The sequence below is a fragment of the Streptomyces thermolilacinus SPC6 genome (assembly GCF_000478605.2).
Classification (GTDB): Bacteria; Actinomycetota; Actinomycetes; order Streptomycetales; family Streptomycetaceae; genus Streptomyces; species Streptomyces thermolilacinus.
The window spans coordinates 104540-120710 of record NZ_ASHX02000001.1; the positions used below are offsets into that span (position 1 = coordinate 104540).

Genomic DNA, 16171 nt, shown 5'->3' on the forward strand with positions numbered 1-16171 from the left:
AACCCGCCCGGTGTCCGGCCGCAGGTCAGTGGAACCAGACGACGAGCCGGACGTTCTCCGGCCCGTGCAGGCCGCTCAGCGTGCGCATGACGCTCCGACCGGCCCCCAGTGCGTTCCGTCCCCCGCGACCGACTCCCGGCTCCGGGTACCAGAGCGGTCCGTCGCCCGCGACCGACTCCCGGCTCCAGGTACCAGAGCGGTCCGTCGCCTGCCAGTCGGCGGCGGCCAGCTCGGCCCAGGCGATCCACGTGGTGCCGTGCACGTCCCGCGGTCCCCCGTCGGCGTCGAAGTCCGCGCGCACCGCGTCCGACGTGTCCTGCGGGAGGCCGCGCCCTTCGGCCAGCGGCTCGAAGCCGTAGGAGTCGCGTACGCCGAAGAGGCAGGCGAGCGCGTCGTAGGCGTTGCCGTTGTTGAGGAGGAACAGGTCGATGGCGCCCTGCCATCGGCTGTCGTCGTCGTCCGGGCCCCGGAGCCGGGCTCCGGGCCCGCACTCGATCATCCCGCTCACGCCGGTGGACATGGCGGCAGTCTGTCGGCCGGTGGGCGCACGCTGCCCGGTCGGGCGGGTGCGCCCACCGGCCCTGGTCCCGCTTCCGTCAGGCCCGGTCGGTCCCGAAGGGGATCATGCGGCGAGAATGGTGGCCCGGGTGAGGTGGGTGGTCGCGGTGTGCCAGGCGGCCGTCACCGCCGCGTGGGCGCGGGTGGTGGTCGCGGCGCGGTCGTCCGCCGGGGGCAGCGGGGCGCCCACGTGGACGTGCAGGGCCGGGCGGCGGAGGGGCGCGGTGAGGACGCCCGCCACCTGCTTGACGGGGTTGCCCGACGTGATCCGGCGGGCTCCCGCCTGGCCCACCGGGACGACCGGCGCTCCGGTGCGTTCCACGAGCCGGGACAGCCCGCTGCGGAACGGGCCGGGTGGCGCCTCGGCGGCGTCCGCGCGGGTGGGGATGCCCCCTTCGGCGTAGATGAGGACGAGCCGCCCCCGCTTCAGAGCCGCCTCCGCCAGGTCGAGGGCGTCGGCGGCGCGGCGGTGGCCCCGGTACACGGGGATGTGGTCGCCGCGGGTGAGGGCGGGGCCGAGCAGCGGAATCCTCCACAGTCCGGCGGCCGCCATGACCACCGGGCGGACGCCGAGGCGGTGCAGTGCGGCGAGGACGACGGCGGGGTCGGCGAGCGAGGTGTGGTTGGCGGCGAGGACGCTGCCCGGCGCGAGGTCCGCGTCCTGGTCGGCGGTCACCGTGAGGCGGCCGAAGGCGGGGACCACGGCGTGGGCGAGGCGGCTGAGCATGCGGATCTCCCGGGTGCGGCGATGTCGGTCGTCATCGTCGGCGGCCGGGGCGCGGCGGGGACTGAGCACCCGTACTCAGGCCGGGCGTGTGTGCGTACCCAGGTGTTCGGCCGGAGTCGGCGTGTCGCTCGGGTGGGGGGCGTACCAGTGGGGTGGCAGGGGCACATGTCTGCGGTGATCTCGGGTGATTTCCTTTTCGCGTTGTTCGGGGGCGGCGCGCTGGCCGCCGCCGTGCTGCCGCGGCTCGTGGCGGGCCGGCCGCTGTCCATGCCTCTCGTCTTCCTGCTGTGCGGCATGCTCTTCCAGACGTTGCCGCTGCCCGTGCCCGAGGTCGATCCGGTGGGGCAGCGGGTGTGGGTGGAGCACCTCACCGAGATCTGCGTGATCGTGTCGCTGATGGGTGCCGGGCTGGCGCTGAACCGGCCCGTCGGGTGGCGGCAGTGGCAGGCGTCGTGGCGGCTGCTGGGTGTGACGATGCCGCTGACCATCGCCGTCACCGGGTTGCTCGCCTGGTGGCTGCTGGACTGGCCGCCGGCCGCCGCGCTGCTGCTCGCCGCCGTGCTCGCGCCGACCGACCCGGTCCTGGCGTCCGAGGTGCGGGTCGGTGCGCCGACCGAGTCGGAGCACGACGAGGACGAGGTGCGGTTCGCCCTGACCAGCGAGGCCGGGCTCAACGACGGGCTCGCCTTTCCCGTCGTCATGGCGGCGGTCGCGCTGGCCGGTGCCGCAGGTGCCGGGCTGTCCGGGGACTGGGTCGGGGAGTGGCTGCTTGTGGACGTGGTCTACAAGTGCGCCGTCGGTGTGCTGGCGGGCTACGGCGTGGGGAAGCTGCTCGGGTGGCTGTTCTTCCGTGCCGGCTGGCAGTCGATGCGGCTGTCGGAGCACCGGGACGGTTTCGTCGCGCTGGGTGCCACCTTCCTCGCGTACGGGGTCACGGAACTGGCCCACGGGTACGGCTTCCTCGCCGTGTTCGTCACCGCGTGCAGCATCCGCGCGGCCGAACGCGCGCACGGCTACCACGCCGTGCTGCACGACTTCGTGGAGCAGATCGAACGGCTCCTGACGGCCGGGCTGCTCTTTCTGCTCGGCGCGTTCGTCGCTCGCGGCGGCCTCGCCGGACTGTCGTGGCAGGGCGCCCTCGTCGGTCTGCTGCTGCTTCTCGCCGTCCGTCCCCTGACCGGGTGGGTGGCGCAGCTGGGCACGGCCGCGGGCCCCCGGGAGCGCGCCGTCACGGCCTTCTTCGGTATCCGCGGCATCGGTTCGCTGTTCTACCTCGCGTACGCCCTGGGCTCGGAGAGCTTCCACGTCCCGGCGGGCGAGCTGTGGGCCGTCGTGACGTTCACCGTCCTCACGTCGGTCGTCGTGCACGGGGTCAGCGCCACCCCGGTCATCTCCCGCCTCGACCGGCTGCGGCTGCTCAAGGCGCGGCGCAGGCGCGGCGACGAGCGGCCCGGCGACGACGAGGTCGCCCACGAGCGGCTGTGACGCCGTACCCGCCTCCCAGGGCCGTCAGGCACCGGGGAAGGTCTCGAACCAGTGCGCGGCGAACCGGGCCGGTATCCCGAACGGGTGGTGTTCGTCGGTGAGCTGCCGGTACAGGAACTCGGTCGCCGTGCAGTCGAGGACCCGCCCCGCGTCGATGCCGACGTCCGTGGCGTACACCGGCCACCGGTCCGGGCCAGGGTCGTGAGCCAGTAGGAGGTCTGCTCGTGTTCGTTGAACGCCCAGGGCAGCAGACCGCGCGGAGCCGGGTACGCGGGGTGGGGCTGCCACGGTGTGGGGCCGCACTCGGCGTGTGCCGCCACGTCCCCGGCGATGCCCGCCGCCCGGCTCTCGCTCCGGGTCGTGGAGCTCCAGGAACCCGTCGAACAGGCCCGTGCCGAAGGTGTCCGCGGTCGCCTTGAAGTCGGTGGGCAGGGGTGTCCCAGGCGCGCGTCGTGTTCCGCCCAGTCGAACCAGGTGGCGGGGGCCCGGTCCCATCCCGTCACGGCCGTCAGGCGCTCCAGCCAGGTGGCGTCCGCCGGGAGGCCGCTGACGGGGCGTACGGCGCGCCGCACCACGGCCAGGGCCGGGTGGCCTCCTCGGTCCTGCCCGAGGCTATCCAGCGGTCGCTGAACGCCCACTCGTGCCGCCGGGCCGTGCCGTCCGCCGGGGGCAGCCCCGTGAGGGCGGCGGTCGTGGCGAGTGCCGGATCGCCGTGGCGCATCGACAGCGCCTCCGTCACGGCGGACACGTCGGACGCGTCCGTGCCGTCCGGCCAGCGCGGGCAGGTGTGGTCCGGCGGGTGCGGCGCGCAGGACAGGTCCGTGGTGTCCGGCCAGAGGAGGCGGGAGACCGTCGCCAGGACAAGCCGCGCGTTGTCGTTCATGCGGAAAGCCAAACACCCGCCACTGACAACGGCCTCTGAGGGTGAAGGCGGGGGCGCGCTACTCGAAGCGGGAGGTGTCGCCGGCGCCCCGGCGGACGATCTCCGGCGTACCGCCCGAGAAGTCGATGACCGTCGTCGGCGCGGTGCCGCAGTCACCCGAGTCGAGGACGGCGTCGAGTACGTGGTCGAGCTGGTCCTTGATCTCCCAGCCCTGTGTCATCGGCTCCTCCTCCCCCGGCAGCAGCAGCGTGCTCGACACGAGCGGCTCGCCCAGTTCGGCGAGGAGGGCCTGGGTCGCCGTGTGGTCGGGGATGCGAACGCCGACCGTCTTCTTCTTCGGGTGCTGGAGCTGGCGCGGCACCTCCTTCGTCGCGGGGAGGATGAAGGTGTAGCTGCCGGGGGTCGCCGCCTTCAGCGTCCGGAACACGTCGTTGTCGATGTGCACGAACTGCCCGAGCTGGGCGAAGTTCTGGCAGACGAGGGTGAAGTGGTGTCGGTCGTCCAGATCGCGGATCGTACGGATACGCGCCAGGCCCTCCCGGTTCCCCAGCTTGCAGCCGAGCGCGTAGCAGGAGTCCGTGGGGTACGCGACGAGGGCGCCGGAGCGGATCATCTCGGCCACGCTGCCGATCACGCGGCGCTGTGGGTCGTCGGGGTGCACATCGAAGTACTTCGCCATCCGACGAGCCTAACGCGGTGCCGCGTGCCCGGCGGTCAGGGTCGGCACAGGCCGATGTGGTCCACGTACCCGTGCGAGCCCGTACAGCTCTGTCAACGGCGCGCAGGCGCCGCGAACTGATGCGGGGACACCTTTCGGCCGTGTCCTGGGGGCGGGTGAGGCCGTTGATCCCGGTATGACCAAGACTCACCGTATGCTCGCCGCCCTCGCGTTCGCCGCCGGGGCCTCGGCTCTCGCCGCGCCCGCCGCCAACGCGTCCATCGTGCCGGTCGGCCCGGTCGGCCCCTCCCTCCTCAGCCAGGTGGACGACCTCGCCGCGAGCGGCGTGGACGAGGAGCACCGCGACCAGGTGCCGCGGATCACCGAGCAGTTCGGCGGGCTCAGCGGCGTACAGCAGCTGGGGCAGCTCCGGCAGGTCGTCGCCCCGGTGGCGCCCGTACTGGGCCTGGTGCCCGGCATCTAGGGCAGGCCCGCACGGGGGTGCCCCCGGACCGGACGGTCCGGGGGCACTCGTGTGCCGGGGCCCGGGCGGGCCGGCGGGGTCAGCGGACGCGGCCGTACAGGACCTTCTTGGTCCAGATCCGCTCCAGCTTCACCACCGAACCGGCCTTCGGGGAGTGCCAGACGCGGTTGCTGCCCGCGTAGATGCCGACGTGGTAGACGCGGCCGCCGGAGTGGAAGAAGACCAGGTCGCCCTTCTGGAGGCTGGACGCCGAGATGTGGCGCGTCTTGTTGTACTGCTGCTGCGCGGTGCGCGGCAGGGTCTTGCCAGCCTGCTTGTACGCGTACAGCGTGAGGCCGGAGCAGTCGAACCGGGTCGGGCCCGCGGCACCGTACTTGTACGGGGAGCCCTTCTTCGACGCGGCGACGTTCAGGGCCTTCGTCGCGTACGAGGGGCCGGCCGCCTGTGCCTCCGGCGCGGCGCCCGGTACCAGCAGGGTGCCGGCGAGGGCGGCGACGGTCAGCGCCGAGACGGTGCCGGTCCGGGAGAACTTGGACGGAATGTGATTCTGCGCGGTCATGCGCAACCCTTCGTCATCCGCCTGCGAAGGATGACCTGTCGGGTTCGGGCAGGCGAAGTTGCCCGGCCGCTGACGCGGCTTCACCCCAAGGGACGGCCATGGTGCGCACGTCCCGGTACTGCTGGGTCCTCCACTCCTGCCGATCCACTTCGTGTCGACCAGATCCGGACGGCGGCAGGACTCGGCGTCCGCCCGGACCGCCTCGCCACGGCGGCGAGGGCTTGTCGTCGTCAAGGATCGTGACCCATGCCGGGAGGGATATTCGAACGGAATCGGCATTTTGTGAGACTCCTCACCGTTGGCCGGATCGGCGTGGCGCGGGTGGCCGAAGGGCGACGGGGGCGCGTCGGGGAGGTGTGTGGCGGATGTCTCCGGGCCATCGTGATCGCGGCGAGTTACGCTGTGCGGGTGACTCTTCTCGTGATGCGCCGACACGTGGACTACGTGCGCGTCACGACCATGAGCTGTCTGCGCCAGGACTGACTTCTCCCCTGCTCCACTTCTCCATTGGTCCTGCGCAGCGGACGCACCTCCCCGGCACACTCCCGCCGGTGCCTTCCGTACGCCGCGTGCCCGCCACCTCCGGGCAGCAGGGCCTCGTCACACGCGAAACGGAAGCCACACCATGCCTGCCATGACCGCCACCACCGCGACCGCCGCCGCGCCGGTTCTCCCCGTCATCGACCTGTCCGCCGCCGACGATCCGCGCACCCGCGAGGCGTTCCACCGGGACCTGCTCGCCGCGGCCCGCGACGTGGGCTTCCTGCATCTGACCGGGCATGGCGTCAGCGACCGGGAGATCACCCGGATCATGGAGCTCACCAGGGCGTTCTTCGCGCTGCCCGAGGCGGACCGGCTGGCGCTCAGCAACCTGAACTCGCCGCACTTCCGCGGCTACACCCGCGTCGGGCACGAGCTCACCGGCGGCCGCTCCGACTGGCGCGACCAGCTCGACGTGGGCGCGGAGCGACCCGCCGTCGAGGTGGGCCCCGACGACCCGGCGTACCTGTGGCTGGAGGGGCCCAACCAGTGGCCCGCCGCGCTGCCGGAACTCCGTACGGCCGTCCTCGCCTGGCAGGACCGGCTCGCGGCGGTCGCGCACCGGCTGCTGAGGGAGCTGCTGACCGCGCTCGGCGCGCCCGCCGGCTTCTTCGACGACGCGTTCGCCGACCGCCCCCACCTGCACACCAAGCTGGTCCGCTACCCCGGGTCGGCGCCGGAGGGGGGCGGCCAGGGCGTGGGCGCGCACAAGGACTACGGCTTCCTCACGCTGCTGCTCCAGGACGAGGTGGGCGGCCTCCAGGTGCGGTCCGGCGACGGGTACCTGGACGTGCCGCCGCGCCCCGGCGCGTTCGTCGTCAACCTGGGCGAGCTGCTGGAGATCGCGACCGACGGGTACCTGTCGGCGACCGACCACCGGGTGGTGAGCCCTCCGGGGGCGGTGGAGCGGTTCTCCGTGCCGTTCTTCTACAACCCGCGGCTGGACGCGGTGATCGAGACCGTTCCCGGCCCGTACCTGAAGGACGCGCCGGGTGTCGCCGAGGACCGGGCGAACCCGCTGCACGCCGAGTACGGCCGCAACGAGCTGAAGGGCTGGGTGCGGGCCCACCCGGAGGTCGCCCGCCGCCACCACCCCGGGCTCATGGCGGGCTGAGCGTCCGCCGGGCGCGGGGCCGGGCCGGTGCGGGCCGGGCCCCGCGGGGGGATGATGGAGGTGCGGAGGTGTCCGCCGCGGCCGCGAGCGCTCGACCCAGGGGAAGAGGGAGCGCCGCTATGACCGCACACGAAGCCGGCCGGGACACCACGGTTCTGAGCGACTCGCTGCCCGTGCCGGGGATCGGTTTCCTCGCCGTCAACGCGTTCGTGCTGCACGCCCGTGAGCCGGTGGTGGTCGACACGGGGCTCGGGCTGCCCGACCGGGACTTCCTGTCCACGCTCGGTTCCGTCCTCGACCCCGCGGACGTGCGGTGGATCTGGCTCACGCACCCCGACCGGGACCACACCGGCGGGCTGTTCGCCCTGCTGGCGGCCGCCCCGAAGGCGCGGATCGTCACCACGTACCTGGGCGCGGGGATCATGTCCACGGAGCGGCCGCTGCCGATGGACCGGGTGTTCCTGCTCAACCCCGGGCAGTCGCTGGACGTGGGCGACCGCACGCTGCACGCCTTCCGGCCGCCGCTGTACGACAATCCGGCGACGGTCGGGTTCTACGACGACCGGTCCCGTACCTGCTTCAGTTCCGACTGCTTCGGCGCGCCGCTGTCGTCGGCCGAGCTCGCCGAGGGCGAGGACGCCGGGGCGGTGGGCGCGGAGGAGCTGCGGGACGCGCAGCTGCTGTGGGCGGCGATCGACAGCCCGTGGGTGCAGATGCTGGAGGACCGCCAGTTCGGGCCCGCGCTGAAGCCGGTGCGGGAGATGGACCCGGAGCTGGTCCTGTCGGTGCATCTGCCGCCCGCGGCGGGTCTGACCGGGCGGATGCTGGACACGCTGAGCCTGGCGCCGGGCACCGGTCCGTTCGTCGGCCCCGACCAGGCGGCGCTGGAGCAGATGCTCGCCGGGTTCGAGCCCGGCGCGGGGCCGGGCCCGGGCGCCGGGGCGCCGCCCGGTGGCGCGGCACCTGGTGCGGGCCCGGCACCCCGGCCCGTACCGGAGGAGCCGCCGGTGCCCGGGCGGCGGACGACCACACCGCCCGTCGTCGCCTGAGCCACCCGGCCGGTTCACCCCGGCGAGCCTGGCCGGTGCGGGGGCGGCCCGGGCTCGGCTCCATGCCCGGTCCCGGAGAGCTCACCCGGCCCGGCCCGGTCCCGGCTCAGCCCCGGGCCGCCAGCGCGGCCAGGAGTCCGGCCTCACGGGCGGGAGTGAGGCCCGCGCGGCGGGGGCGGTCCAGGCCGCGCTCGCGCTCCCAGCGCAGGGTGTCCGCCAGGAGTTCCGCCACGGGCCGGTGGCGCAGGCCCGCCGCGCGGGCCGCCGAGCCGTCGCGGGCGGACCAGCCCTCGTAGCCGGGCTCGACCAGCCACATCGGCAGCGACTCGGGCCCCATGTACTGGTTGACGCCCTGCGCCAGGAGCCACGCCGCGTCGGCCGCGACGAGCGGCCCGGTGTGGCCGGCGGCGGCACGGGACAGGGAGAGCCACTCGTCGAACGGGACGACCGGGCCCACCGCGTCGTACGTGCCGGTGGCGCCCGCCTCGGCGGCGTCCAGCAGCCAGGCGGCGAGGTCCCGTACGTCGACGGCCTGGGTCGGCAGGTCCGGGGTGTCCGGGACGAGCATCGGCCCCCGCTGGTCGCGGGCGGCGCGGGCCGCCCAGTAGCCGGAGCGTCCGCTCTCGTCGCCCGGCCCGCCGATGAGCCCGGCGCGGGCGATGAGGAGCCGGTCCCCCAGGGCGGCGGCCGACGCCTGCTCGCAGGCGGCCTTCGCCTCGCCGTACAGCGACCGGTCGGCCTCGTCCCGGTCGGTCGGACTCAGGAGCGGCGCGGACTCGTCGGCGCCGGGCGCGGCATGGGAGGCGTACGCGCTGACGGAGGAGACGTACGTCCAGTGCCGGGCCGTGTCGGCGAGCGCGGCCAGCGCCCGCCGGACGAAACCGGGCTGCCACGACACCTCGACGACCGCGTCCCAGGCGCGGTCGCGGAGCGGTGCGTACGCGCCGGGGTCCCGGCGGTCGGCGGGGACGAGCGTCGCGCCGTCCGCGACCTGCCCGCTCTCGCCGCGCGCGAGGCAGGTCACGCCGTGTCCGCGCCCGAGCGCCTGCCGGGACAGCTCCCGGCCGAGCCATGCTGTTCCACCCAATACGAGGATCTCCATGCCGCCACCCGATCATGGCGCGGGCGGGGCGCACAGCGCGGTTCGCCGACAGCGCAGCCCGGGCGGCGGTGACCGGGGCGGGGCGGCGCTCGTTACCAGACCGGAAAGAATGCGACGAAAGGGGCAATCATGGAGCAAAGCGGCGGGGTCTGGGCGTACATCGGCTCGTTCACCTCGGGCGGCGGGCAGGGCATCACCGTCGCCGCCGTCGATCCGGCGAGCGGGGCGCTCACCCCGCGCTCGACGGTCGGCGGGCTCGTCAATCCGTCGTGGCTCGCCCTCGACCGGGCCGCCGGGGTGCTGTACGCGGTGGGCGAGGCCGAGTCGGGGGAGGTGGCGGCCTTCCGCGCGCGGGGCGGGGAGCTGACGCCGCTCGGCCGGCCGGTCGCGGTGGACGGCTCGGGCCCCACGCATCTGAGCGTCGTCGGGCGCCGGCTGCTGACCGCCAACTACGGCTCGGGCAGCGTGAGCAGCCTGCCGCTGGACGGTGAAGGCGGTGTCGCCGGACCGGCCGTCGTCCTCGCCCACCAGGGCTCCGGGCCCGACCCGGACCGGCAGGAGGCGCCGCACGCCCACCAGGTGCTGCCGGACCCGAGCGGGCGGTGGGTGCTCACCACGGACCTGGGCACGGACTCGGTGCGGGTCTGCGCGCTCGACCCGGGGAGCGGGGCGCCGCGTGTGCACGGGGAGGTGGGCCTGCGGGCCGGGTCGGGGCCCCGGCACCTGGCGTTCCACCCGGACGGCGCGGTCGTGTACGTCCTGCACGAGCTGGAGCCGCAGGTGACGGTGTGCCGGTGGGAGGCGGGGGCGGGACGGCTGGAGCCGCTGTCGGAGGTGGCGGTCGCCGGGGGCGGCACCGCCGCGGACGACGTGCGCGTGTACCCGTCGGTGCCGGTGGTGTCGGCCGACGGGCGGTTCCTGTGGGCGGCGGTGCGGGGCGCGAACACGGTGGTCACGCTGGACCTGGAGGACGGGCCGGAGAAGCCGCGGGTCGCGGGGAGCGCGGACTGCGGGGGTGTCTGGCCGCGTGACCTGGTCGCCGACCCGTCGGGGCGCAGGCTGTACGTGGCCAACGAGTGGTCCGGGGACGTGACCTGGTTCGACGTGGACCCGCGGGACGGACGGCTGCGGCGCGGCGGCTCGGTGGAGGTGCCCGCCGCCGCGTGTGTGGTCCTCGCCTGAGCGGGCCGGGCGTCCGGACCGGGCCGGGTGGGAGGCGTGTCATGACCGAACGCTTCGCGACGGTGGACGCGTATGTCGCGTCGTTCCCGCAGGAGGTGCGGGAGGTGCTCGGGGAGATCCGGCGGACCGTCCGCGAGGCCGCCCCCGAGGGGGCGGGTGAGCGGATCTCGTACGGGATCCCGGCCGTCACCCTGGGCGGGCGGGACCTCGTGTACTTCGCCGGGTGGAAGCGGCATGTCAGCGTGTACCCGGTGGCGGAGGGGGACGCGGCGTTCCGCCGGGACGCCGAACCGTACCGCTCGGGGCGGGGGACACTGCGGTTCCCGCTGGACCGGCCCGTGCCGTACGCGCTGGTGACGCGGCTGGTGGAGCACCTGGTGGCGGAGCGGTCGGGGTCGGCGGAGGGCGGCTCGCCCGGCGCGGAGTCGTGAGCTCGCGGGCGGCGACGGCACGTCGATTCGCGCGGGGCGATTCGTTCCGGGCGATCCGTTCGGGGCGCCGGGAATGCCGACGCCCGTGTGATCGTTCTCAACGGGAGTACCTACCGACGACGTAAGGATCGACTGCCCGTGAGCAAGGTCCCCTCCCTCACCCTGAACAACGGTGTCGCCATGCCGCAGCTCGGATTCGGTGTCTGGCAGGTGCCGGACTCCGAGGCCGCGGACGCGGTGGGCACCGCCCTCGAAGCCGGGTACCGGAGCATCGACACCGCCGCCGTGTACGAGAACGAGCGCGGCACCGGACAGGCCGTGAAGGCGTCCGGGCTCCCCCGCGAGGACCTGTTCGTCACCACCAAGCTGTGGAACACCGAGCAGGGGTACGACTCGACGCTCCGCGCCTTCGACGCCTCGCTGGAGCGGCTGGGCCTCGACTACGTGGACCTGTACCTGATCCACTGGCCGGCGCCTGCGCGGGACGCGTACGTGGACACGTACCGGGCCTTCGAGAAGATCCTCGCGGACGGCCGCGCCCGCTCCATCGGCGTGTCGAACTTCCTGCCGGAGCACCTGGAGCGGCTGATGGACGCCACGTCCGTCGTGCCCGCCGTGAACCAGATCGAGCTGCACCCGCAGCTCCCCCAGGCGGAGTCCCGCGCCTTCCACGAGCGGCACGGCATCGCGACCGAGGCGTGGTCGCCGCTCGGCCAGGGCCGGGGCCTGCTGGAGGTGCCGACCGTCGCCGCCGTCGCCCGCAAGCACGGGCGCACCCCGGCGCAGGTGGTGCTGCGCTGGCACCTCCAGCTGGGCAATGTCGTGATCCCGAAGTCCGTGACGCCGTCGCGCATCCGGGAGAACATCGAGGTGTTCGACTTCGAGCTGGACGGCGAGGACATGGCGGCGTTCGCGGCGCTCGACGAGCGTCGGCGGCTCGGCCCGGACCCGGCCGTCTTCGGCGGCTGACGCGGGGCCGGGCGAGCCCGGCGCGCGGAAGGCGAAGGGGCGCGGTCGCGAGGCGGCCGCGCCCCTTGGCGTACGGCGTACGACGCGCCGCGTGGGGCGTGCGGTGTTCATGGCGGTCGTCCGGTCTTCGCGGTGGCGTACCGCGTACGCGGCGTCGTACGGCCTTCGCGGTGCCGTGACCGCAAGGGGCCGGTCAGGAGTTGCGGCGCATGGGCCCCCAGGGGCGGCGCTGGCGGGCCACCTCGTCCTCGGCCTCCTCGATGACGGCCAGGTCGATCCAGCAGACCGGCTCCACGTCGCGGAGCAGCGGCTCGTTGTCCGGGCCCCGGGCCACCTCGCGGCCGCGCAGCGCCCAGGGGCGTACGTCGCCGTCGCGTTCCTGGCGCAGGTGACAGTAGTCGTACAGGCGCCGGGCGACCCAGAGCCGTACGGGGCGGTCCTCCCACCAGCTCTCGATCTGGAGCGGGTTCGCCGACAGGCCCGGCATGGGGATGCCCGTCAGATGGTCGGCGCTGCGGGTGTCGCGCATGTCCCGCGCCGGGCTGTTCGACCAGCGGACGAAGAGGCGGCCGTGCCGCTCCACGAGCTCGGCGAGCTCGGCCAGGGTGCTGACGGTCGGCAGCTCCGTGACGCCGTCCGGGGCCGTCGTGCGCTCCGGTGTCGCAACGGTCTCGTCCATGGGCTCATCCTCCTCGTCGTACGGCACCAAACGGCGCGTACCCAGCCGCGACGGGATGACTCCAGATGAACCGTCGCAGGTGGGGCCGGGTGCGGAGGGGGCCCGGCGTCCAGGGACGGGGCGCGTGGGCGCGTACCTGACAGAGTATTTCGAACATGCTTGCCTCTCGGTGTCGCGCGCGGCGACGCTTCGTCCGCCAGTTCCAACGCGGCAGACGCGGTGTTCCCGCAGTGACTGTTCCGGAGGCTGAAACACGTGCACAGAACGATCCCGAAGGGCTCAGGGCCCCGGAGACGGCGACACGTCGCCGGACCCCTCGCACTGGTCCTGCTCGCCGAGACGGCCCTGCTCGCGGCGGTCGCCCTGCCCGCCCGGGCGGCCGGCCCCGCACCAGGCGGCTCCACCCCGACCACGGCGTCCGCCGCCGTCGGCGAGGAGGCCGCCGCGCGGCTCACCGCCGAGGCGCGGGACCGCCGCGTCGAGGTGATCGGCGCCCGTACCGAGACCACCACCCTGTGGGCCAACCCGGACGGCTCCATGTCGCTGGAGACCCACGCCGGACCGGTCCGCTTCCGCAAGGGCGGCGCCTGGGTGCCGGTGGACACGACCCTGGTCCGCAACGCCGACGGCTCCGTCAGCCCCAAGGGCCACCCGCGCGGGCTGCGGCTCGCGGGCCGTACGGACGCCAAGGGCGGCGACCTTGTCACCCTCGGCAGCGGTGAGCGCGCCGTGACGCTCGGCTGGCCTGGCGCCCTGCCTGAGCCGGTGCTCAAGGGCAACAAGGCCACCTACGTCGATGTCATGCCCGGCACCGACCTGGTGGTGGAGGCGACCAGGACCGGCTTCGAGCAGTTCCTGGTCGTCAAGGACCGCGCGGCGGCCGAGCGCGCCGCCACCTTCACCCTGCCGCTGCGCGCGAAGGGCCTGAAGGCGACGAAGAACGCCGCGGACGAGACGGTCACGTTCACCGACGCCGCGACGCGCAAGACGGTCGGCAAGCTGCCGACGCCCGCCATGTGGGACGCGTCGCGCGACGGGCGGGGCCGCGCGGAGACCAACCGCGCGGACGTGGACCTCGACGTGCGGCCCGCCGCGAAGGGCGACGGCTACACCCTGGCCGTCTCCGCCGACCGGCGGTTCCTCGCCGACGAGGACACCGCGTACCCGGTGACCATCGACCCGGCGATCTACTTCGGGACGAACTTCGACACGACCGTCGTCAACGGCTCCACCGCCGACCTGTCCGGCGAGGTGGGCCTGCGCGTCGGCCGCGAGTGGCAGAAGAACGAGGCCCGCTCGTTCATCTCCTTCCCCCGCAACGAGGCCGTGACGGGGCAGGACGTCCTCAACGCCGAGCTGAACCTGTTCGCCACCTGGTCCGACACGTGCGAGGCCCGCTCCTGGGAGATCTGGGACACCGGCGTGGTGTCGTCGGCGACCCGGTGGAGCACCCAGCCCGCGTGGCGCACCAAGGCCCGGACGTCCACGGTGACGCACGGCAGCACCAACTGCGGGCCGCGCTGGATCTCGGAGGACATCACCTCCCTCGTCGAGGAGTGGTCGCGCATCGACCGCTCCGTGGACACGCTCGGCCTGCGCGCCACCGACGAGACCGACTACACGGCCTTCAAGATCTTCGCCTCCGGCGACGACGCCGCCCACGCGCCGTCGATCCTGGTCACGTACGAGACGCCGGCCGACCCGGTCAAGGATCACGTCGAGTACTGGAACGACATCCTCCAGCAGGCGTACACGGAGGCCGGCGGGGCGCCCGGCCCCCTCGCCCGCGCGGGCGCGATGATGCACGGCGCCATCTACGACGCGGCGAACTCCGCCAAGTGCGCCGAGGGCCCGGCCCGCTGCCTGGGCGACCCGTACCTGGTGAAGGCGACCGCGTCCAACGGCGCCCTGCCGGACATCAACAGCGCCATCGACCACGCGGCGTTCGACGTGCTGCGGGCGGTGTTCCCCGGCCAGAACTTCGACACGGCCATCGCGAACGCCCGCTCCACGATCCCCGCCGCCGTCACGGCCGAGCAGCGGGCCGCGGGCACGTCCGTCGGCCAGCAGGCGGCGGCGGCGATGCTGAACGCCCGCCAGAGCGACGGCTCCACCGCCGTCGTGCCGTACCCCGGCAGCCAGACGCCCGGCCACTGGCGCCCCACCGACGCCGAGCCGGCGGCGACGCCCGGCTGGGGCCTGGTGAAGCCGTTCGCGCTGACGTCCGGCTCGCAGTTCCGGCCGGCCGGGCCCGGCGGGCACACGACGATGAGCGGTCTGCTGGCCAGTTCCGCGTACGCCACGCAGGTCAACGAGGTGAAGAGCCTCGGCCGCGCGGACTCCACGACGCGTACGGCCGACCAGACGCAGGCGGCCCTGTTCTGGGCGAACGACCTCAACGGCACCTACAAGCCGCCGGGCCAGCTGTTCGAGCACACGCAGACCCTGGCGCGCCAGCGGAACCTGACGGTCACCGCCAACGCCAAGCTGTTCGCGCTGGTCGCCTTCTCCATGGCCGACGCCGGTATCGCCGCGTGGGACGCCAAGTACCAGACGGACATCGACCTGTGGCGGCCCGAGAGCGCCATCCGGCTCGACGGTGACGGCAACGCGGCGACGACCGCCGACCCGAACTGGCAGCCGCTGTCCCAGGACAACCAGGGCGGGCACTTCTCGCCCGCGTTCCCCGCGTACGTCTCCGGCCACGCCACGTTCGGCGGCGCCTGGGCCAAGGCGATGGAGCAGTGGTTCGGCACGGACGCCATCTCCTTCACCGGCACGACGGACGACCCGCACGCCAAGGGCGTGACCCGGACGTTCCCCAGCTTCTCCGCCGCCGCCGAGGAGAACGCGGTGGCCCGCGTGTGGCTCGGCGTGCACTACCGCTGGGACGGCACGGAGGGCGTGGCCACCGGCACCAAGGTCGCCTCGCACGTCGCGGCGACCAAGCTGAAGGCCAACTCGGCGGCCGGCTGGGTCAAGTACGAGGCCCTGCACAACCTGGGCGGCTGTGACGCGCTGGGCAAGCGGCTCGTCTCCGAGCACCGCTGGACCGCCTACCAGTGCGTGGCGGTCGACCCGGTCACCACCCCCGACCACGTCCTCTACGTCAAGTAGTCCAGGACCGAGGAGGAGACAGAAACGATGCGTCTGACGAAGAAGGCGTCCCTCGCGGTCGTGGCCGCGCTGGCCGCCGCCGGAATCGCCGCGCCCCTCTCCCTGGCCGACACGGAGAGGACGGCGAGCGGCCGTGCCGTCGCCGCCGCCGACCCGGACCTGCTGCTGCCCGCCCCGCAGAACCCCCGGGTCTCCGACGGCCCGTACGCGGGCTTCCAGTTCTGCGCCGCGCCGCAGAAGCCTCTGGTCACCTCCGGCTCGCCGACGCTCGCCGCCACGCTGGAGGCCGTCGCCCCGCCCGGGACGGTGGAGAAGCCCGGCGACCACACCCGCCCAGGCCACCAGGTGGTGTACGAGATCGAGCAGGCGGACGGCAAGCAGGTGCTGCGCAAGCAGCTCGTCACCGACTCCGCCCGGAACGCCAACTACCAGGTGCCGCGGGGCAAGCTCACGAACGGCGAGTACCGCTGGCGCGTCCGCGTCCAGGACGGTCCCGCCGACGCCCCGTGGACGGCGTGGTGCGGCTTCACGGTCCGCCTCGGCTGACCTGAGCGGTCACGGCCGGGTCCGGCTGGTCGCGGTGGTCCGCTCCGGCTGACCCGCGACCGCCGGCCCACCGGGCCCCCGGCCGCTT

At 74.0% G+C, this 16171-nt stretch carries 17 protein-coding genes and 1 riboswitch; of the genes, 9 read left to right on the top strand and 8 right to left on the bottom strand.

Annotation, left to right across the window (positions count from 1 at the left end; translation table 11 throughout):
- Window positions 1–25: 25 nt before the first annotated feature.
- Window positions 26–520, bottom strand: a complete 495-nt coding sequence (locus J116_RS00530; protein WP_028964838.1) for a hypothetical protein — start codon at window positions 518–520, stop codon at window positions 26–28.
- Between the two features lie 102 nt (window positions 521–622).
- A complete protein-coding gene (locus tag J116_RS00535; protein WP_023591327.1) occupies window positions 623–1285 on the bottom strand; it encodes a lysophospholipid acyltransferase family protein in 663 nt (220 codons plus the stop codon).
- A gap of 165 nt (window positions 1286–1450) precedes the next feature.
- Between J116_RS00535 and J116_RS00540 the strand changes: the two genes are divergently transcribed.
- The gene (locus J116_RS00540; RefSeq protein ID WP_028964837.1) at window positions 1451–2770 is read left to right on the top strand and encodes a cation:proton antiporter; all 1320 of its coding nucleotides are present in this window, start codon (window positions 1451–1453) and stop codon (window positions 2768–2770) included.
- Between the two features lie 24 nt (window positions 2771–2794).
- Here J116_RS00540 and J116_RS29820 read toward each other — a convergent pair whose 3' ends face one another.
- The 3 genes from J116_RS29820 to J116_RS00550 all read right to left on the bottom strand — a co-directional run bounded on the left by J116_RS29820 (window position 2795) and on the right by J116_RS00550 (window position 4332).
- A complete protein-coding gene (locus J116_RS29820) occupies window positions 2795–2947 on the bottom strand; it encodes a hypothetical protein (protein ID WP_023591325.1) in 153 nt (50 codons plus the stop codon).
- A gap of 331 nt (window positions 2948–3278) precedes the next feature.
- Window positions 3279–3653 (bottom strand): hypothetical protein, encoded by a 375-nt coding sequence (locus J116_RS00545; protein ID WP_023591324.1) that lies wholly within the window; start codon window positions 3651–3653, stop codon window positions 3279–3281.
- A gap of 58 nt (window positions 3654–3711) precedes the next feature.
- Window positions 3712–4332, bottom strand: a complete 621-nt coding sequence (locus J116_RS00550) for an L-threonylcarbamoyladenylate synthase (protein ID WP_023591323.1) — start codon at window positions 4330–4332, stop codon at window positions 3712–3714.
- Between the two features lie 175 nt (window positions 4333–4507).
- On the opposite strand from J116_RS00550, the gene J116_RS00555 reads away from it, so the two are divergent.
- Window positions 4508–4795, top strand: coding sequence for a hypothetical protein (locus tag J116_RS00555; protein ID WP_023591322.1), 288 nt, complete (start codon window positions 4508–4510; stop codon window positions 4793–4795).
- 79 nt (window positions 4796–4874) lie between these two features.
- Here J116_RS00555 and J116_RS00560 read toward each other — a convergent pair whose 3' ends face one another.
- Window positions 4875–5354, bottom strand: a complete 480-nt coding sequence (locus J116_RS00560) for a C40 family peptidase (RefSeq protein ID WP_023591321.1) — start codon at window positions 5352–5354, stop codon at window positions 4875–4877.
- A 3-nt stretch (window positions 5355–5357) separates the two neighbouring features.
- Window positions 5358–5534, bottom strand: a riboswitch (cyclic di-AMP (ydaO/yuaA leader).
- 454 nt (window positions 5535–5988) lie between these two features.
- Here J116_RS00560 and J116_RS00570 point away from each other — a divergent pair.
- Together J116_RS00570 and J116_RS00575 are read left to right on the top strand one after the other, a co-directional pair.
- Window positions 5989–7008: an isopenicillin N synthase family dioxygenase gene (locus tag J116_RS00570; protein ID WP_028964836.1), complete on the top strand. Its 1020-nt coding sequence runs from the start codon at window positions 5989–5991 to the stop codon at window positions 7006–7008.
- 119 nt (window positions 7009–7127) lie between these two features.
- Entirely contained in the window at window positions 7128–8057 is a 930-nt protein-coding gene (locus tag J116_RS00575) for an MBL fold metallo-hydrolase (protein ID WP_023591318.1), read from the top strand.
- 106 nt (window positions 8058–8163) lie between these two features.
- Here J116_RS00575 and J116_RS00580 read toward each other — a convergent pair whose 3' ends face one another.
- On the bottom strand, window positions 8164–9159 hold the full coding sequence (locus J116_RS00580) for an NAD-dependent epimerase/dehydratase family protein (protein WP_023591317.1): 996 nt from the start codon (window positions 9157–9159) through the stop codon (window positions 8164–8166).
- Between the two features lie 129 nt (window positions 9160–9288).
- Between J116_RS00580 and J116_RS00585 the strand changes: the two genes are divergently transcribed.
- The 3 genes from J116_RS00585 to J116_RS00595 all read left to right on the top strand — a co-directional run bounded on the left by J116_RS00585 (window position 9289) and on the right by J116_RS00595 (window position 11741).
- Window positions 9289–10341 carry a lactonase family protein gene (locus J116_RS00585; protein WP_023591316.1) on the top strand — a complete coding sequence of 351 codons (1053 nt, stop codon included), beginning with the start codon at window positions 9289–9291 and terminating at the stop codon, window positions 10339–10341.
- Window positions 10342–10382: 41 nt separating this feature from the next.
- Entirely contained in the window at window positions 10383–10772 is a 390-nt protein-coding gene (locus J116_RS00590; RefSeq protein ID WP_023591315.1) for an iron chaperone, read from the top strand.
- 138 nt (window positions 10773–10910) lie between these two features.
- Window positions 10911–11741 (top strand): aldo/keto reductase, encoded by an 831-nt coding sequence (locus tag J116_RS00595; protein WP_023591314.1) that lies wholly within the window; start codon window positions 10911–10913, stop codon window positions 11739–11741.
- Between the two features lie 193 nt (window positions 11742–11934).
- Here the strand turns inward: J116_RS00595 and J116_RS00600 are convergent, their stop codons facing one another.
- Window positions 11935–12420, bottom strand: a complete 486-nt coding sequence (locus J116_RS00600; RefSeq protein ID WP_051204014.1) for a DUF6098 family protein — start codon at window positions 12418–12420, stop codon at window positions 11935–11937.
- 255 nt (window positions 12421–12675) lie between these two features.
- Between J116_RS00600 and J116_RS29660 the strand changes: the two genes are divergently transcribed.
- Together J116_RS29660 and J116_RS00610 are read left to right on the top strand one after the other, a co-directional pair.
- On the top strand, window positions 12676–15537 hold the full coding sequence (locus J116_RS29660; protein ID WP_023591312.1) for a DNRLRE domain-containing protein: 2862 nt from the start codon (window positions 12676–12678) through the stop codon (window positions 15535–15537).
- Between the two features lie 27 nt (window positions 15538–15564).
- Window positions 15565–16083, top strand: coding sequence for a hypothetical protein (locus J116_RS00610; RefSeq protein WP_023591311.1), 519 nt, complete (start codon window positions 15565–15567; stop codon window positions 16081–16083).
- Window positions 16084–16171: the final 88 nt, after the last annotated feature.